This window comes from Streptomyces sp. NPDC057743 (assembly GCF_042798755.1).
Taxonomy (GTDB): domain Bacteria; phylum Actinomycetota; class Actinomycetes; order Streptomycetales; family Streptomycetaceae; genus Streptomyces.
In genome coordinates, this window is sequence record NZ_JBHVJX010000005.1 from 204,944 (window position 1) to 222,358 (window position 17,415).

10 protein-coding genes are annotated in these 17,415 nt (G+C 72.7%); 7 read left to right on the top strand and 3 right to left on the bottom strand.

Going from position 1 to position 17,415, the window contains the following annotated elements; genetic code table 11:
• Window positions 1-111 precede the first annotated feature (111 nt).
• Window positions 112-951: a helix-turn-helix transcriptional regulator gene (locus ACFVFQ_RS07765; RefSeq protein WP_383410493.1), complete on the top strand. Its 840-nt coding sequence runs from the start codon at window positions 112-114 to the stop codon at window positions 949-951.
• 8 nt (window positions 952-959) lie between these two features.
• On the opposite strand, the gene ACFVFQ_RS07770 is transcribed toward ACFVFQ_RS07765, so the two are convergent.
• Window positions 960-2,180, bottom strand: a complete 1,221-nt coding sequence (locus tag ACFVFQ_RS07770; RefSeq protein ID WP_383410496.1) for an erythromycin esterase family protein — start codon at window positions 2,178-2,180, stop codon at window positions 960-962.
• Window positions 2,181-2,582: 402 nt separating this feature from the next.
• Between ACFVFQ_RS07770 and ACFVFQ_RS07775 the strand changes: the two genes are divergently transcribed.
• Window positions 2,583-4,256, top strand: a complete 1,674-nt coding sequence (locus tag ACFVFQ_RS07775; RefSeq protein ID WP_383410499.1) for an APC family permease — start codon at window positions 2,583-2,585, stop codon at window positions 4,254-4,256.
• Between the two features lie 116 nt (window positions 4,257-4,372).
• On the opposite strand, the gene ACFVFQ_RS07780 is transcribed toward ACFVFQ_RS07775, so the two are convergent.
• Together ACFVFQ_RS07780 and ACFVFQ_RS07785 are read right to left on the bottom strand one after the other, a co-directional pair.
• Window positions 4,373-5,794 (bottom strand): FAD/NAD(P)-binding protein, encoded by a 1,422-nt coding sequence (locus ACFVFQ_RS07780; RefSeq protein ID WP_383410501.1) that lies wholly within the window; start codon window positions 5,792-5,794, stop codon window positions 4,373-4,375.
• Between the two features lie 905 nt (window positions 5,795-6,699).
• On the bottom strand, window positions 6,700-9,507 hold the full coding sequence (locus tag ACFVFQ_RS07785) for an AAA family ATPase (RefSeq protein ID WP_383410504.1): 2,808 nt from the start codon (window positions 9,505-9,507) through the stop codon (window positions 6,700-6,702).
• Between the two features lie 249 nt (window positions 9,508-9,756).
• Between ACFVFQ_RS07785 and ACFVFQ_RS07790 the strand changes: the two genes are divergently transcribed.
• From ACFVFQ_RS07790 to ACFVFQ_RS07810, 5 genes are all read left to right on the top strand, one after another.
• A complete protein-coding gene (locus ACFVFQ_RS07790) occupies window positions 9,757-10,860 on the top strand; it encodes an LLM class flavin-dependent oxidoreductase (RefSeq protein WP_383410507.1) in 1,104 nt (367 codons plus the stop codon).
• A 252-nt stretch (window positions 10,861-11,112) separates the two neighbouring features.
• Window positions 11,113-11,319, top strand: a complete 207-nt coding sequence (locus ACFVFQ_RS07795; protein ID WP_274917858.1) for a hypothetical protein — start codon at window positions 11,113-11,115, stop codon at window positions 11,317-11,319.
• Between the two features lie 93 nt (window positions 11,320-11,412).
• Window positions 11,413-13,557, top strand: coding sequence for a hypothetical protein (locus ACFVFQ_RS07800; RefSeq protein WP_383410510.1), 2,145 nt, complete (start codon window positions 11,413-11,415; stop codon window positions 13,555-13,557).
• Entirely contained in the window at window positions 13,550-15,571 is a 2,022-nt protein-coding gene (locus tag ACFVFQ_RS07805; protein ID WP_383410515.1) for a TOMM precursor leader peptide-binding protein, read from the top strand. Before ACFVFQ_RS07800 ends, ACFVFQ_RS07805 begins: the two co-directional genes overlap by 8 nt.
• A gap of 62 nt (window positions 15,572-15,633) precedes the next feature.
• On the top strand, window positions 15,634-17,373 hold the full coding sequence (locus tag ACFVFQ_RS07810; protein ID WP_383410518.1) for a hypothetical protein: 1,740 nt from the start codon (window positions 15,634-15,636) through the stop codon (window positions 17,371-17,373).
• The last annotated feature ends 42 nt before the right edge of the window (window positions 17,374-17,415 follow it).

Consider the following 17,415-nt stretch of genomic DNA (forward strand, 5'->3'; position numbering starts at 1 on the left):
GGGATGTGACCGTTCCAGGCTGGGCGCGCGCCCGCCGCCCGGGAACGGACGGTTGATCCCCGGACCACCGGTCCCTGGCTAAGCCGGGCGCCGCTGTGCCAACCTGATCCGGTGAGCAGAGGTGAACTGGCTGACTTCCTGCGCCGCCGGCGGGAGGCCCTGCGCCCGGAGCAGCTGCCGGCGACCGCGGTCCATCCGCCGGGCCGGCGCGCCCGACGCACTCCCGGACTCCGCCGGGAGGAGGTCGCCGCCCTCGCCGGCGTCTCGACCAACTACTACGAACGCCTGGAACAGGCCCGCGCACCGCACCCGTCCCCGCAGGTGTTGGCCGCGTTGGGCACGGCGCTGCGGCTCACCGCCGAGGAACGCGACCATCTGGCGCGCCTGGCCGGCCAGACCCCGCCGGAGACGGGCACGGAGACCGGCCTCGATGAGGCGTCGGTGCCCGCCGACGCCCGTCAACTGCTGGACCGGCTGGGGCCGATGCCCGGCTACCTGGTCAACGAGCGGCAGTCCATCCTTGCCTGGAACGCCGCGGCGGTCGCCCTGCTCACCGACTTCGGGCTGCTGCCCGCCGAGGAACGCAACATCGTGCGGCTGTCCATCCGGCTGGGCGGCACGCTCTGCTCGGCACCGGCCGGCGCGGAGGGCGAGTTCGCCAGGCAGTCGGCCGCCCAGCTGCGCGCGGCCAGCGCCCGGCACCCGGGCGAGCGCGTACTGGGCGAACTCGTCAACGAGTTCGCCGCGCACAGCCCGGAGTTCGCCGCCAGCTGGCGCAACCACGAGGTGCACCCCGTGCCGACGCTGCGCAAGCAGCTGCGCCACCCCGAACTGGGCGACCTCGATCTCGACTGCCAAACCCTGCTCCTGCCAGGCACCGACCTCCGCCTGGTCCTCTACACCGCAGAACCAGGCACCCGCAGCGCGGCCGCCCTCGCCCGGCTCACCTGACGGAGCACTCACGACAACCAGCGCACCGGGGATGCCTGGCGGATGTGGATGAGCACATCGAATGCGTCGGTGAGGTTGGCGACGGCGAGGTGTTCGGCGGCATCGCGGGACGGGTCGTAGATACCGCTGACGACGCGGGCCTTGGCGGGGCCGTCCCATCGTCGGCGTACGGCGTCGAGGCGCAGGTCCAGCCAGTGGGCGGCCGACTCCGCTTCGCCCAGCATCGCGTCGAGCAGGTCTTGGGCCGGCTCCGGCACGGTGACGACGCCGAGGTCTCCGTGATGGAAACCGATGGCCACGGAGACGTACCCGGTGCCGTATCGCTCGCGCAGCAGGCTGCCGACGCTCGGCTGCGGGCCGCGCTCGGGTGCCAGTCCCAGGGTCACGGGGGCCGCCGAGGTGTGCGCGATCCCGTCCCAGTAGACGACGCGCAGGCCCGTCCGACGCCGGAAGTCAGCGACGGCATCGGCCCAAACGGCAGCGTCGCCGGCATAGTTGCCGCGCCCCGCGACGCTGCGTTCGTGGAAGTCCACGATCAGACGCAGGCGCGCCAGGATGTCGTCGGCACGGTCGGCGCGGCCGACGTCGGGCAACGAGCGGATGAGCGCGAGCGCGTCGCGGGCATGGTCGACGAACGGCCGCCCCGGGTGCGTCCCCCGGGCGCGCTGCACATGCTCCTCGGTGTGGTGGGCGGTCCGGATCGGCTCCAGGTGGGACGACACCTCCGCCCACCGTTCCGGCGCCGCGTCCCGTACGTGGTCCAGGACGGCGTCGTAGTCCTCGGGCCGTGCCTGTAGGGGTTTCACGCCGAAGATCCGGACGGGGTCGTGGGGGTGGTCCTGGTTGAACGCCCGTATCCACTCCAACGTCGCGGCCATCTCGGCGGTGCGCCAGGGGCGCCAGGCACCGTCGAGGGCGGATTCGGCCGAGCCCTCGCCGGTGTGCACATACCTGTCGAGGTCGGCGGCGGCGCCGGCGCTGTCCTGTACGGCCAGTGCCCGGAATCCGTGCCGCTGGACGAGTCGGCGGAAGAGTTGGGCTCGGACCTCGAAGGTCTCCCGGGAGAACCGTGTGGACTCCCCGATGCCGATGACCGTTGCAGCGGCGGTCTGCTCGGCAAGCTCATCCAGCGTGGCGCCGGACAACGGGACGGCAACGGTGTGCTGAGGGGCGGTCAACTCCCCCTGGGAGGGCCGGGAATCCTGCGGAGCGGTGGTGTCGTGTGTCATGCCGCAAGGCTCTTACCTGAAGTGCGATTGAGGTCAAGGCGCGAGGGTTGGCCGCGCATCCGGGCCCGGTCGCGGGCCGGGGCGAGGACCAGTCACCACTCGACGCCCGCGGGACCGGCGGGCCACATTTCCCATAAATCGAATCTTTGAGCGATTTCCGGCCACCTCGGCACCGTCGGATCCAGGCAGCGGGACAGCCTGCCATTTACGGGGTGAATCGGTGGCGTCACCCCCAGGAAAGCAGGCCAAAACGACCCCTGGCCAGCCAGGCAGTGACTGGGGTTCCGGGTTTTGATCGATAATCGATAATCGTTAGTGGTGCATCGCACGAGCGGAATTGCGAAAAAGTTCATTTAAGGTGTGTCTGGATCTCTTCGCACAGCAGAACGGACGTAGCCCGCCATGGACATGAGCGCGGCCAACAAGAAAAACCTCAGTCTCTTCGCCCTGATCATGATCGGGCTGGGGTCGATCTTCGGCTCCGGTTGGCTCTTCGGAGCCGGACAGGCCGCACAGGTCGCCGGCCCCGCGGCGCTGGTCGCCTGGGTGATCGGCGCCGTCTTCATCGGCATGATCGCCATGTCGTACGCCGAGGTCGGCGCCGCGTACCCGCTGCCGGGAGCGATGGCGCGCTTCGGTTCGATCACGCACGGCCCGGTGCTGGGCTTCGTCAGCGGTTGGGCGGTGTGGATCGCGATCGCCTCCCTGATCCCCATCGAGTCGATCGCGGGCACCCAGTACATGTCCTCCTGGAGCTTCGGGTGGGCCAAGGGGCTGGTCTCCGACGGCAGCCTCACGGCCACCGGCACGCTGATGGCCCTGTTCCTGACCTTCGCCCTGTGGTTCGCCTGCTACTGGTCGGTGGCGCTGCTGGCCAAGGCCAACACGATGCTGACGCTGGTGAAGTTCGCCATCCCGGTGCTCGCGGTCGTCGCCCTGCTCGCCTCCGGCTTCCACACCGGCAACTTCTCCGACCACGGCGGCTTCGCCCCCAACGGCTGGTCGGCCGTGCTGACCGCCGTCACCACCTCGGGCGTCATCTTCGCCTTCAACGGCTTCCAGGCGGTCGTCAACCTCGGCGGCGCGGCCCGGAACCCGGGCCGGGCCATCCCCCTCGCCCTGGTCGGCGCGCTCTCCCTGGGCCTGGTGATCTACCTCGCCCTCCAGGTCGCGTTCCTCGGCTCGGTGCCGCCGGAGAAGCTGGCCGAGGCCGCCGGGTGGCACGGGATCAACTTCGCCTCCCCCTTCGCCGACCTGGCCAAGCTGCTGATGCTGCACTGGGTCGTCACGCTGCTCCAGTTCGGCGCGTTCATCTCGCCGTGCGGCGCCAACATCGCCAACGTGGCCTCGGCCTCGTACATGGCGCAGAACCTCGCCGAGACCGGCTTCTTCCCCAAGAAGATCGCCGAGGTGCACCCCCGCTACGGCACCGCCCGCCCCGCGATGTGGGTCAACCTGGGCGTCTCCGTGCTGCTGTTGCTCACCATCGGCCACAGCTGGGAGGCGCTGGCCAGCGTCGTCTCGGCCGCCATGGTCGTCTCGTATCTGATCGGCCCCATCGCGGTGGGCGTGCTGCGCCGGACCAAGCCGGAGCTGCCTCGGCCGTTCCGTCTGCCGGCCGCGTCGGTGCTCTGCCCGATCACCTTCGCCTTCGCCGCCTGCGCCCTGTACTGGTCGAAGTGGCCCAACACCGGCAAGGTGACCCTGCTCGTGCTGGTCTCGGTGCCGATCGCGGCCCTGGTGCAGCGTCGCCGGGGCGAGCGGAACCTGGTCCGGCAGTTCGCCGCTGCCTGGTGGCTGATCGGTTTCCTGCTGTGGCTTTCGGCGCTGTCGGCCCTGGGCAGCAGCGACTTCGGCGGCCACGGAGTGATTCCGGGTGGCGTGGACATCGCGCTGGTCGGGGTGTCGGCGCTGGGCTTCTACTTCTGGGCGGTGCGCGCCGGCGTCCAGGCCCATCGCGAGGGTCTGACGGCCGCCGATCCCGTAGTCGGCGGCGAGTTGGGGCCGCAGTCGGATGCGGAGTCGACCGGGGTGCCTGGGCAGCGGTCAGAGGAGCGTGGGGCGCTCGTCTCCTGAGGGGCTTCCCTCCGCTTGGCAGCCGCTAGTTGGGCAGTCGATGAGCGGTCGGTGAGCAGCCGCCAGACAGGTCACGGCCTGGTCTGGCGGCTGTTTCTTTTGCGTCTGTTCCCGTTTCAGGGGGAGGCGAAGAGGCCCTGCCGGCCTTGAGGGTGGTCGTCCCGCGTCAGGAGAGCGACCGCCGATGCGGCGATCTCGTCTGCCTGGACCCGGATTTCCGGGATTGCCGTGGTCTCCAGGAGTTCGCCCCGCAGCAGGGAACCGAGCGCCCAGAGGGGCGCCGTGGTGTCGCCGCGGCCCCGGGCGGACAGCAGCCGACCGTTTCGGGTCGCGCCGAGGCCCAGGCCGGTGGCGTGTGGGCGGGCGAGCCCGGTCTTGAAGAGGCTGTGCAGGAACGGGTCGTCGAGCGTGCCCACGTCCGACCGGGACCCTGTGCAGTTGACCACCGCGCCGACGTCGAGCGTGCAGCCGGTGCTCAGGCGTACGCGGACGCCGTCGCCGGTCACCGTGGCGTCCGTCAAATGGCCTGAAGCGAGACGGAGTTGACCGAGCTCGCGCGCCCGGCGGACGGCGGCCGCGGTCGGGGGCGGCATGCGGTGGCGGTGAACCTCCCACAGGCGCAGGTGTTCCTTGAGGAAGCGGGCGCGATCCGCCGGCGGCAGTTGGCGCCACAGAGTGGTGGTCAGGGGGCGCAGACTGTCGAAGCCCGGCCGCCAGTCACCGTGCTCGCGCCGGGCCCGGGAGAGGTGCGTGAGGATCGCCCGGCGGAACGCGTCGAGCCCGGGCGGGCCGGTGACGGCCGGTGGTGGGGACTTCGGCAGGGGTTGTGCGGCATGTGGCTGCGGGAGCAGGCCGCTTCTGGAGACGGCGATCAGCGTGCGGTCGGGCCGTTGGAGGCTGAGCGTCAGGTCGACCATGGTGAGTCCGGTGCCGACGAGCAGGACGTCGGCACCGGGCGGTACGGCGGCGAGCGCGTCGGGCGTCCACGGCGAGGCGACGAAGCGGTGTGACGCGCGCAGGGCCTCGGGAGCCCAGCGGCAGTCCGCGGCGAGGTTGCCCAGGGCGAGGACGGCGGCGTCGACGCGGAGGGTCCGGCCCGAGCTGAGGAGGAAGGACAGGGTGGCATCGGCGTGCTGCGCGGTGCCGATGGCCCTGGCGTGCACGCGGTTCAGGCGGGCGCAGGTGCTGCGGCGCGCGGTGTCGTCCAGGACGTGCGAGAGGTAGCGCCCGTAGAGCGCGCGCGGTACGTAGGCATCGTGGTCGGCGAGTTGGGGGTGCCAGTCGGCGAGCCAGTGGACGAAGTGCGCGGGGTCCTCGGCGAATGCGGTCATCCGGCCGGCCGGGACGTTGAGCAGATGGCGGGCGTCGTCGGTGCCGTAGGCGGGACCCCGGCCGTTCTCGCGGGCCGGGTCGATGAGCCAGACGTCGAGCCGGAGTCGGTGGCGGTCGGCGTGTTGAAGCAATCGTGTGGCCGTCAGTGAGCCGGCGGCACCGGCTCCGATCACCGCGATATCGCTGCCCGGCTGATAGCTCTTCACCCGTCACCACTTCTGTGCCCGCTGCGTTGGCTGTCGTCCTCGTATCCGCCGTGTCCGCCCGGTCGCCTACGGTGCGACCGCACGGATTGGACGGGGAATTCTGCCTCATGAAGCGGTGGGAGTCGAACTGCCGCGGCGGGGCGAACAAGCCGTTTGGCGCGATTCGTTCGGGGGGCCGGTGAGGGGATTTGAGGGCGTGGAGTCCGACCTTTGCGCGGTGTGCACTCGGGGCTCCTCGCTCCGTTTGTCTTCCCCGGCCGATGCCGACCGTGCCAGGAAAGGCACGGCCGGCATCCGAGGTCGAGCGGGGCGCGCGGGATTCATGGCACAGAGCACGGAAAAGCGGTGCGCTGGCCGGCCAGTTGGAGGATTTCGATGGTGGTGAGCTTCGGCGGGCGGTGGGTATTGTCGGCGTCGACGCGGCAGTCCACGCGCTGGCTACCGCCGTTGTGCGACCAGATCTTCTGGCTTGCCGGGCGGCGGCGAGGGGGAGCGCGGCGCCGCGGAAAAGGCCACGCTCAGGGAACGCGTGGCCTTCTTCGGCTCTGAGATCACGGTTTCTCCAGATTCTCTTTCCCATCGACATCGAGCCGAACACCGCTTTCCAGCACCGCGGTCATCAGGCGGAAAGGGCGCGGGAAAGACCCAGTGCCACGCGGCACTCTCCGGGGAACTCCCAGGAGAATCAACGCGGTTGGTGTGGCGCGGGAAAAGGGCTTCGGTGGCCTTCGCGGTGCGGCCGTCACATCGTGCCGGTTCACCCCCTCTCGCGCTTACGGGGCGACAACGCCTTAAAGGGGCTTTACGCCGCAATCCGATCCGCCAGCCCTGGCCGGAACATGCCCGAGATTGTCCGGATCGGGGCTGGTTGGGGAATTTAAGCCACTTCGCGGCTGGTTTTCCCTTCAATCGAACGTCTTGCCGTGGAGTTGGGTGCGGGAGGTGATGCCCAACTTGGGGAAGAGCTTGTACAGGTGGTAGCCGACGGTGCGGGGGCTGAGGAAGAGCCGGGCGGCGATGTCCCGGTTGCTCATGCCCTCGGCGGCCAGGCGGGCTATCTGGAGCTCGCGCGAGGTGAGTCGGCTGAGGTCGGTGGTCGGCTCGGGCGCCCGCTGGTCCGGGGCCCGGTCGCCCGCGGCGCGCAGTTCGCGGCGGGTCAACTCCGCCCAGGGATGGGCACCGAGCATGCACAGATACGTCTCCGCCTGGTGCAGATGGTCCCGGGCGGGCTTGATGCGGCGGTTGCGGCGCAACCACTCGCCGTAGAGGAGGTGCGTCCGGCCGATGTCGAACGCCGAGGGGTGCCCCGCCTCCAGGGCCTCGGTGAACAGGGCGTCCGCCTCCTCGCCCGACGCGAGCAGGGCCCGGCATCTGAGCCACATGGCGCGCAGGTGCGGGAGTTGGTCGGGCACGGCCCGCTCCTCGAAGCTGTGCAGCGCGGCCCGGGCCGGTTCCGGGTCCCCGGCCCGTACCGACGCCTCGACGAGGTCCGGCAGCACCAGCCAGCTCACCATGAAGTGTTCGGTGGGCCCACCCGGTGAGGCCACCTCGCCCAGTAGTCGGGCGGCCCGGTCCGGCTGCCCCTCGGCCAACGCCTGGAGTCCCAGCGACCATTGGGCCAGCCCGATGGCCGAGTTGATGCGGCGCGGCGCCGACAGCGCCAGGGATTCCGAGGCCAGGGCGCGGCAGCGGTCGCCGTTGCCCTGGACGGCGGCGACCCAGGCCAGCATGGCGCGCAGATGGCTGGCGGCGCCGAGCTGGCCGGTGTCGTCGGCGAAGATGAGCGCCTCGGTGGCGTGCGAAGCGGCCGCGGCCCACTGGCCGGTGACGAGTTGCAGCGCCACCAACGGGGCGAGGGACATCGGCAGCGCACCGAAGGCGCCGACCTTGCGCAGTTCGTCGACGGCGCGCTGGTGCGCGTGCAGCATCTCCTCAGTCGTCCCGGTCAGGTACGGGAGGAACACCGGCGGCCACACCCACGGTCGGGGGTGCGCGGGGGACAGCCAGGCCATCCCGGAGACCGGAATATCGGGCGGGGAGGAGTGGCCCGTTGGGCGGGAGCCGTGGCCGAGGCCGCCCAAGTAGTGGAAGTGGCGGGAGAAGTAGGCGCTGGCGGCGGCGCGTTCGTCGCTGAGGCCGGGCGGGGTGTCCCCGCCGGCGGCGGTGGCGTCGTCGGCCGGGGTGATCGGTCCGTGCGGCAGTCGGCCGATCGCGTCGCCGATCTCCGTCAGCCGTGCCGGGTCGCCCGCGACCCAGGCCGAGCGGGCCGCCATCACCAGAAGCTCCCCGGCCAGTTCCGCATCGGTGTCCCCCACCAGGCGGGCACCGTCCAGCAACATCCGGCAGGCCAGGGCGGGATCGCTGCTGGCGTGGGTGATGGCGCCGCGCACCCGGGCGGTGCGCGCCCGCAGCGCCGGGTCGTCCGTTAACGTCTCGGCGCGGTCCAGCAGCGACTCGGCCTGGGTGGTCTTCGCCGCCGTCCAGGCGCACTCGGCCGCCTCCACCATCCAACGGGCCCGACGCCCGGGGTCGGAGGCCAACGTGGCGGCCCGGCACAACGCCTGGGCCGCGGTGGCCACTCCGCCGGTGCGCCGGGTGCGTTCGGCGAGCGCGGCCAGCCGCTCGGCCACGGTGTCGTCGGTGCCGAGCGCGGCCGCCGCCGCGTGCCACACGTACCGGTCGTCCTCCTCCCCGACCGCGTCGGCCAGCGCCAGGTGGGCCGCGCGCCGGTCGTTGAGCGGGGCGCCCTGGTAGAGCGCGGAGCGGACCAACGGGTGTCGGAACCGGACGTGTTGCTGGTCTAGGTGGAGCAGTCCTTGGGATGCGGCGGCGCTGAGCACGTCCATGGCCGCCTCGGCGTCGCCGGCGGCACCGAGGACGGTGGCCAGGTCCCCGTCGCTCTCCGCCGCGGTGAGCAGCAGCACCCGGTGGTGGTCGGCAGGCAGGCTCAGCGCGCGGTGCCGGAACAGCTGGTGCAACCGCTCGCTGAGCGGCAGGTGTTCGGGCAGCGCGGCGCTGCCGTCCAGATGGTCCGGACGCAGCGCGGTGGGCAGCTCCATGAGGGCCAGCGGGTTGCCGCCGGCCTCGCGCAGCAGCCGTTCGCGGACGGCCGGGGTGGCCTGCGGCAGGTGCCGGGCCAGCAGGTCCGAGGCCGCCGGCGTCGACAACGGCCGCACATGCAACTGGCGCAGGCCAGGCGCCGGGAAGGGCCGGGAGGCGTCGTCCCGGACCGCGAGGACCATGGCGATGCTCTCCCGCTCCATCCGCCGGGCCACGAACATCAACGCGTCCGCCGTCGCCCCGTCCAGCCAGTGCGCGTCGTCCACGACCAGCAGCAGCGTCACGTCCTCGGAGGCGTCCGAGAGCAGGGTCAGCACCGCCAGCGCCACCAGGAACGGCTCGGCGGAGGCGCTGGCCAACCCGAACGCCCCCCGCAGCGCGGCGGCTTGGGGCTCGGGCAGCCGCGCCACATACGGCATCAGCGGCAGCAGCAGTTGGTGCAGCGCGGCGAACGGAAGCTCCACCTCCCCCTCCACGCCCACCGCTCGGAGCACCCACACGTCCGGCTCGGCCCGCTGCACCACATCCCCCAGCAGTGCGCTCTTGCCGATCCCCGCGGGCCCGTGCAACACCAGCGCCCCGCTGATCCCCCTGCGCGCGTCGTCGAGGAGCCTGCCCAGCTCATCCCGCTCCAGCTCTCTCCCGACCAGCATCCGACGGTGTCCTCTCTCGTGGTGGTCCCCCGTCGTATGACGAGTGTGTATACCCACTGGGTTGCATGTCATCGGAGAACTCCGCCGCTGGTCACGGCCGGGTTCGAGGGGTCGGCGTGGCCGGCGGCCCAGTCGGGTGCCAGGTCATCCGACGGATGACCACGCCATGACCACTCGCAGAGACTGACGATCCGTAAGCACCGCACCAGATGAGGGCGTCGGCGGGCGCCCCGCACCAAGGAGCACGTCATGCAGTTCGGAGTGTCCTTCCTCCCGGACTGCCGCGAGGAGTGGAAGTCGGCGGCGGAGTACTACTCCGACGCGTTGGCGCTCTGCACGCTCGCGGAGTCGGCCGGATTCGCCTCGGCCAAAATGACCGAGCACTACCTGACCGACTACGGCGGCTACTGCCCGAGCCCGCTGAACTTCCTCAGCGCCGTCGCGGCCCGCACCACCCGGATGCGACTGATCACCGGCTGCGTACTGCCCGCCTTCCACCACCCCGTCCAACTCGCCGCCGAGGCGGCCATGGTGGACGCGATCAGCGGCGGCCGGCTGGAGGTCGGCTTCGCCCGGGCCTATCTGCCCCAGGAGTTCGAGACGTTCGGGGTCTCCCTGGACGAGTCCACCGACCGTTACCGGGAGACCATCCGGGCCGTGCTGCGGCTGTGGACCGAGGAGCGGATCGACGAGGAGACGCCGTACTTCTCCTACCGGCAGGCCACCGGGCGCCCCTCCCCCGTGCAGCGTCCGCATCCGCCGGTGTGGGGCGCCGCCAGCATGACACCGGGCAGCTTCCAGTGGTTGGGCGCCAACGGCTTCGGGCTGCTGATGACCCCGTCGCTCAACCCGGCCGCGCGGATGCGGCCGTTGGTGGACCTCTACCGCGACGCCGCGGCGGCCGCCGGGCACACCCCGCGGATCGCCACCAGCCTGCCGCTGGTCCTCGCCGAGACCGACGGGGAGGCCGAGCGGCTGGCCGACCGGCACATCGCGCGCTACCTGGAGGTGTGGACCGAGGCCGTGGAGTCCTGGAACGGCCGCGAGTCGGGCGACTACCGGGGCTACGGCGACTTCGGTCGCAAACTGGCCGGCGTCACACCCGCCTACATCCGGGACATCAACGGGGCGATCGTCGGCTCCCCCACCACCGCCGCCGAGCGCATCCTCCGCCTGGCTCGCGACTTCGGCGGGGTGGACCAGATCCTGTGGCAGGTCGACATCGGCGCGATGCCGCTGGCGCAGGCGCGCCGCTCGATCGAGATGTTCCGCGTCGCGGTCGTGCCCCTGCTGCGGGAGAAGCTGGCGGCCCTGCGCAGCGGGGCGCGTACCCAGGCGGCCAGCGCGGGCTGAGCGGGCGGTTCCGCTTGACCGGGCGGTTGCGGCCGGCCGGCCGGACGGTGGTGGCCGGCCAAGTAGCCCCAGCTGGCGGGTAGTTGTGGCTGAGCCGGCGCCTGTGGTCGGCCCGGACGGTTCCGCTTGACCGGCGGGTTCCGGCCGAGCTGCCCCCCTGCCTCGCCCTCGCCCCACCCCAGGCTTCCGGTCCGTGACGGGGCCGGAGGAGTCAACAACCCATCAGAGAAAACCTTTAGGAGGTGAAGACCGATGTCCAACGCTGCTCTGCTCAGCCTGGATCTCGACGGGATCGAGGCCGCGGACTTCGAGGTCGTGGAGGCCAGTGAGTTCTCCTCGGCCGCGGTGCCCGCCATCGGATCGCTGCCGGGCGTCACCGACGGCGGACTTGAGGTGCGCATGGACGACAACGGGCACGGCAACTGCTGCTGTTGCTGCTGCCCCTGCTGCTGCACCTGACGGTGACCGAGGTGGTGGCCCGCGCTGTCCGGCGGGCCACCGCTACCGGTTCCTCCAGGACCGAACCACTCCCCCCGAAACGACGCCGAGGCCATGGAAGAAGAACGTCAAACACACCGAGCCGGGACTGTCCAGACCAGCGGTGCGGTGCGCCCGCGACTGCGCGGCGACGTGTACTTCGCCGCGATGCCCGACGGCGCCTTCGTCCGCAGCACCCGCGGCAGCCTGTTCCTCAAGGGCGCCTCGGTGCACCGGCTGCTCACCGCCCTCACCCCGGCCCTGACCGGTGCCGCGACGCTGGACGAGCTGCTGGCCGCCGTGCCCGACCCGCAACGCGCCCCGGTACGGCAGTTGGTGGGTACGCTGCTGGAGCGCGGCTTCGTCCGCGACACCGGCTCCGACCGGCCGCACACCCTCGGTGCCGACGACGCCGAACGGTACGCCGCGCCCGTCCAGTTCATCGACTACTTCACCGACTCCGCCGAGCGCCGCTTCCAGGACTTCCGCGCCGCCCGCCTGGTCTGCGTCTGCGGCCCCGATGCGGCGCGGGGGTTCCTCAGCGCGCTGACGGACTGCGGGGCCGGGGAGTTGACGTTGGTCCTGCCCGATGCTGACGACGTGCGGACGGTGCGCCACTTCGCCGACTCGCTGCCCGAGGTGCCGGCCGCGTTGACGATCGTGCCCGCGCCGAACGGGGCGGAGCCCGCGGACTGGAAGGCGCTGCTGCTGCCGGCCGACGTCGTGCTGCACCTCGCCGATCGCCCCGGGGCCGACGCCCGCGAGGCGGTGGGTGGGTGGTGCGCCCGGCTCGAAATCCCGTTGGTCCAGGGGCTCGTGGTGGGCGACGCGGTGTGGATCTGGCCGGTCTGCACCCCTGCGGCCGACGCCCCGGATACGGACGGGAAGGGGAATGGGTACGGAGACGGATACGGGTACAGGTACGGGGGCGTTGCGTGGCGGCGGTTGTTGGCCACCCGTAGTGACGACGAGCGTCGGGCGCTGCGGGCGGGCCCCAGCCCCGACGAGCTCTACCGGGGCCCGGTCCCGGAGTTGGCCGCGATCCAGCTCGCGTTCCGGGCGTTCTGCCACCTGACCGGGGTGGCCATGCCGGAGCTGGCCGCGATGGCTCGGCTGGACACCGCGACGTTGGAGATCGATCACCATCCCGTTCTCGCCCCCTCGGGGGCGTTGGACTCCGATGCCGGTGCCGACTCCGGCTCCGACTCCGGCGACTTTCGCGACGAGCCGGGGCCCGCCCGCCGCGTCCAACTCCTGCGCGCCGCCGAGCCGGTGCCGGACCCGCTGTTCCTGGAGCGGCTCACGGCGGCCTGCGACCGCCATCTGGGCCCGATCCCGGAGGTGCGGGAGCGCGACTACCCGCAGCTGCCGCTGTTTGTCACCGAGGCGAGGGTCGCCGACCCGGGGCTGCGCACCGCGCCGCGGGCCGTTTGGGGCGCGGCGCAGACCGCCCACGAGGCCCGCGCGCACGCGCTGCGCCGGGCCGCGGCCACCGCCCTGGAGCTGGCCCGGCAGGCGTCGCCGCGGCCCGCGTCCGAGCCGGGCTGGGACCTCGTCGCGGGGCGGGCCCGCCCGCTGCCGGTCCCCGGCAACGGCCGCTACGCGCACGGCATCGCCGCCGAGGCCGACCTGGACCGCTCGGCACTGGCCGGCACCCTGGCCGCACTCGCCCGGCTCGTACCGGAGCACGCCACCGGGGATGCGGCCGACGGGGCGGTGGCCAAGGGAGCAGCCGGAGAGGTGGTCGGGGAGGCGTCCGCCGGGCCCGTGCCGCTCGCCGAACTGGCCGCCGCGGACCGGAACTGCGTGGAGCTGCTGACGACCACCGGGGCGCGCTGGACGGTCCACCGGGTCGCCTCGCCCGCCGCGGCGCTGCCGGCGTACGCGTTCCTGCTCGACGGCGCGACCGTCGCCGTCCAGGTGCACCCGGACGCCCGCACCGCGCTCTCGGCCGGCCTGCACGACACCCTGCTGGCCTGGCAACTGGCCCGCCACCGGGCCGAGTCCGCTGCCCCGGAGGCCACGGGGCACGACACTGCGGGCGAACTGCCGGCCGTGCAGCCCCGGTTGGCCGCGAGCGACGGAGCGGACCAACTGGACGCGACCCTTGCCCAGGTGCGCGCCGCCGGGCTGTGCGCGGTGCTCCAAGTGTTGGACGACGATCCGGCGCTGGCCGAACTGGTCCGCTTCGGCATCCGGGTGGTGATCGGCGATGCCTGAGCAGGTCATCGAGGCCGTGTCGCGGGCGGCGAACGGGCCCGCGTCGGTCCTGGGCAGCGGCCCGTTGGCCGATGCGCTGCGCCGGCGCCCGCTCCCCCAGGGACCGACGGTCTTCGCGTCCGACACCTGGGACGGCGCGGAGGCCAGCCGGCTGGCCCGGCACCGCGGCGGGCCCGTATTGCCGGTACTGGCCGAGCCCGGCCAGGTGGTCGTCGGCCCGCTCGTCGCCCCCGGGCGGGCCGGCTGCCCCACCTGTGTGGACCGGCGCGCCTGGCGCCGTACCCCGCAGCGGCGGGCGGACGCGGCGGTGCGCGCGCAGGCGTCGCCACCGGCGGCGGGGCGCCCGATGCCGTCCGGCGGGCTGCTCGGCGCCGTGCTGGAGCGCGTGGTGGCCACGTGGGACCGCTGGGAGGCGGCGTCAACTGACGTGCCGGACGCGGACGGTGACCGGGGCCCGGCGCCCCGCCCCGTCGTCGTCCTCGACCGCCGGACCCTGCGGCTGACCATCCACCGGGTACTGCCCGAACCGGGCTGCCCCGTATGCGGCGACCTCCCCGACGACTCCCCGGAGCGGGCAGTGGTGCCCCTGACCTCTCGGCCCACCGGACACCCCGGCGGCAGCCGGCAGCGCGCCCTGGACCCCGCCCAACTGGTGCGGACCTACCTCGACCCGCTCGCCGGCGTCGTGCCCGAGGTCTCCCTCTCCATGGGCCACGGGCTGCCGTTCGCCGAGGCCCCGGTGGTCGTACCCGGGACCCACGACCTGGCCGACGGCCCGATGGCCGAGTTCGGGTACGGGCGGACCACCACCTTCGACTCCTGCCGCGACGTCGCCGTCACCGAGGGGCTGGAGCGCCTCGCCGGCCAACTCCCGCGCGGCAAGCGGACGGTGGTGCGCGGCTCGTACCGCGAGCTGGCCGAGCACGCCCTGGACCCGCGCCGGCTCGGGCTCCCCCCACAGGACGAGCTGACCGACGACGGCCCCTTCCACCGCTACCACCCCGAACTCGCCCTCCCCTGGGTCTGGGGCTACTCGCTCACCACCCGACGCCCCGTCCTGGTACCCGAACAGTTCGCCTACTACGGACGGCACCGCCTTCCCGGTGCCGGCCCTCGCATCGCCTACGAGATCTCCAACGGGTGCGCGCTGGGCTCCAGTTTGGAGGAGGCCGCGCTGCACGGCCTGTTGGAGGTGGCCGAACGGGACGCGTTCCTGCTGACCTGGTACACCCGGATGACCCCGCCCCGCATCGACCTCACCCGCTGCGGCCCGGACGTCCGGCTGATCGAGGCCAGGATCCGACACCGGCACGGCTGCCGGGTGCACGCCTTCGCCACCACGGTGGACAACGGCGTCCCGACGTTCTGGGTGATGGCCGAGGACACCACCGGCGACCCGGACCGGCCGCGGGTGGTCTGCACCGGCGGCTCGTCGCTGGTCCCCGAGGACGGTCTGCTGGGCGCGCTGCACGAACTGTCCCAGACGGTCGACTACATCGCCCGCCAGTACGCCGCCGAGCGCGACCGGGCGCGGGAGTTGACCCGCGACCCGGATCAGGTCATGACGCTGCTGGACCACGTTCTGGCGTCCGCCACCCCCGAGGCCCGGCCCCGCTTCGACTTCCTCTTCGACCGCGGAGCAGATCAGGGGGAAGGTCATGGAGAAGGCCCTGGCCAGGGGCACGGAGAACCGGTCGCGCCACAGGAGTTGGCGGGGCTGTGGTGGCGGTCCGGGGAGAGCGATCTGACCGCCTCGCTGACCGCGCTGGTCGCCCGCTTCGCCGACTGCGGTCAGGAGGTCGTGGTCGTCGACCAGAGCAGCGCCGAGCATCTGGCCGGCGGGTTCCGGGCGGTGAAGGTCCTGGTCACCGGCGCCCTGCCGATGGTCTTCGGGCACCGGAGGCAACGCTTCGCCGACCTGCCGCGGCTGGCCACCGTCCCGGTCGCCCTGGGCCGTCGAGCCACCCCGCTCACCCGCGACGAGATCAACCCGCACCCGCACCCCTTCCCATGAGTCCGCGTGAGCTCCACGGCCCTTCGGCCGCCCACCCCCACACACCGAGCAGGAGGCACATGATGACGGCGGTCGAGGCCCCGGCCGACCAGTTGGCCGGCGGACCGGCAGGCGAGCACCCGTTGGCCGCCTTCTGGGACTTCAGCCTGGAGAACCTCGCCGACGGGATCGCCGGCCGCCAGGAGATGCCGAACAACCCGCTCGCGCCGACGCAGTTCCCCAAGCGGCTGCGCGCCCGACCGGTGCCGCTCAGCCGTCCCGGCCGTCTGGGCGTCGGGCGCCCGGAGCGTGGCGCGCGTCCCGGCGACGGCTGCGACGAGCGGACCTGGTCCACGCTCCTCGCCCACGCCAACGGCCTGATCCGCTACGAGCCGATGCCCAACCCACAGAGCCGGGCCCTGCACCGCACCGTCGCCTCACCGCGGTGCCTGTTCCCCACCCAGCTCCACCTCGCCCTGCGTGCCCCGTCGTGCGAGCCGCTGCGTCCCGGCCTCTACACCCATGACCCGGCGCACCATGCCCTGATCCCTCTCCGGGCCGACTACGGAGACGGTGACGGCGGTGACGGTGGCGGTGGCGACCTGGTGCCGTACCTGGTTGGCCTGGTGGGGGCGGAGCGTGCGGGGGACGGCATCGGCGATACGAAGAGCAGCGTCGGCAGCGTCAATGATGTGGTGGGCGTCGCGGTGCTGACCAGTCGGTTCTGGCAGACCGCGTTCGTCTACCGGGACTACGCCTACCGCCTCTGCTCCCAGGAGGCGGGCCTGGTCACCGGCAGTCTCACCCTCGTCGCCGCGGCGCTGGGGCTCTCCGCGGACGTCCACCACCTCTTCCCGGACGGGGAGTTGACGCGGCTGCTGGGCCTGACGCCGGGCGAGGAGTCGCCGTACGCCGTGGTCGTGCTGCGCGACGGGCGCGGCCGCGGCGCCCGGGCGCCCATGCCCCAGCCCACCGCGGCACCCGCCCCACTGCCCCCGTCGGAGGACCCGGCCAGGCCGGTGGCCGTGCACTGTCCGCGGCTGGTGGCCATGGAGCGTGCGGTGGTGTGGGAGGAGACCGCGGGGGTGGACTGGTCCGAGGGCGCGACCGATGCGGTGTCGGTACCGGAGACGGTCGGGCCGCCCGTGGACTGCGCCCCGGTGGGCGAGGCGGACCTGGACGCCCGGGTCATCGGCCGGAATTCGGGGCCCGGCTTCTTCGCCCCCGTCCGCCGGCCGCTGCCGCGCACCGCACTGCACGAGCTCTTCCGCTTCGCGGCCCGACACGGCATGGGCACGGGCCTCGGGACGGGAACGGATCTCGGGATAGGCGCAGACGCGGGCACTCACACCGAGCTCACCCACGACACCTTTCCCGACTCCGCACCCCCGCTCCGCATCTACGCCCAACTCCGCACTGTCGAGGGCGTCGAGCCCGGTTCCTACCGGCTCGCGGACGACGGCCGCTCCCTGCTGCGGCACCGCCACCAACCACCGGTGGGACAGGAGGTGGGCGGCTGGCTGCAACCCAACTACGTGGACGTCAACGCCGTGGTCTACGTCGTCGGCGATCGCGCCTGGGCCGACCGGCGGTTCGGGGCCCGCGGCTACCGCATCCTCAACGCGCTCGCCGGCGAGGCCGCGCACCGCATCTGCCTGGGCGCCGCGGGCTGCCAGGCGGCGGCGCGGATCACCAACTCGTACCACGCGGACGCCGTCCGCGCGCAGTTCGACCTCGTCGACCGCCGGCACGTCCCGCTGTTCCAGATCTCCGTGGCCCGCAGCAGACCGGGCCCGAACCTGATGTCCCGGATCCACGGATAGGGCGGATGTCGGCGGATGCGGCGGTCGACGGCCGGACCAACA

Bases quoted from the DNA above. Each gene is read 5' to 3' on its own strand.
- ACFVFQ_RS07770 (WP_383410496.1), bottom strand. From the start codon at position 2,180: ATGACACACGACACCACCGCTCCGCAGGATTCCCGGCCCTCCCAGGGG.
- ACFVFQ_RS07775 (WP_383410499.1), top strand. From the start codon at position 2,583: ATGGACATGAGCGCGGCCAACAAGAAAAACCTCAGTCTCTTCGCCCTG.
- ACFVFQ_RS07785 (WP_383410504.1), bottom strand. From the start codon at position 9,507: ATGCTGGTCGGGAGAGAGCTGGAGCGGGATGAGCTGGGCAGGCTCCTC.
- ACFVFQ_RS07790 (WP_383410507.1), top strand. From the start codon at position 9,757: ATGCAGTTCGGAGTGTCCTTCCTCCCGGACTGCCGCGAGGAGTGGAAG.
- ACFVFQ_RS07795 (WP_274917858.1), top strand. From the start codon at position 11,113: ATGTCCAACGCTGCTCTGCTCAGCCTGGATCTCGACGGGATCGAGGCC.
- ACFVFQ_RS07800 (WP_383410510.1), top strand. From the start codon at position 11,413: ATGGAAGAAGAACGTCAAACACACCGAGCCGGGACTGTCCAGACCAGC.
- ACFVFQ_RS07805 (WP_383410515.1), top strand. From the start codon at position 13,550: ATGCCTGAGCAGGTCATCGAGGCCGTGTCGCGGGCGGCGAACGGGCCC.
- ACFVFQ_RS07810 (WP_383410518.1), top strand. From the start codon at position 15,634: ATGACGGCGGTCGAGGCCCCGGCCGACCAGTTGGCCGGCGGACCGGCA.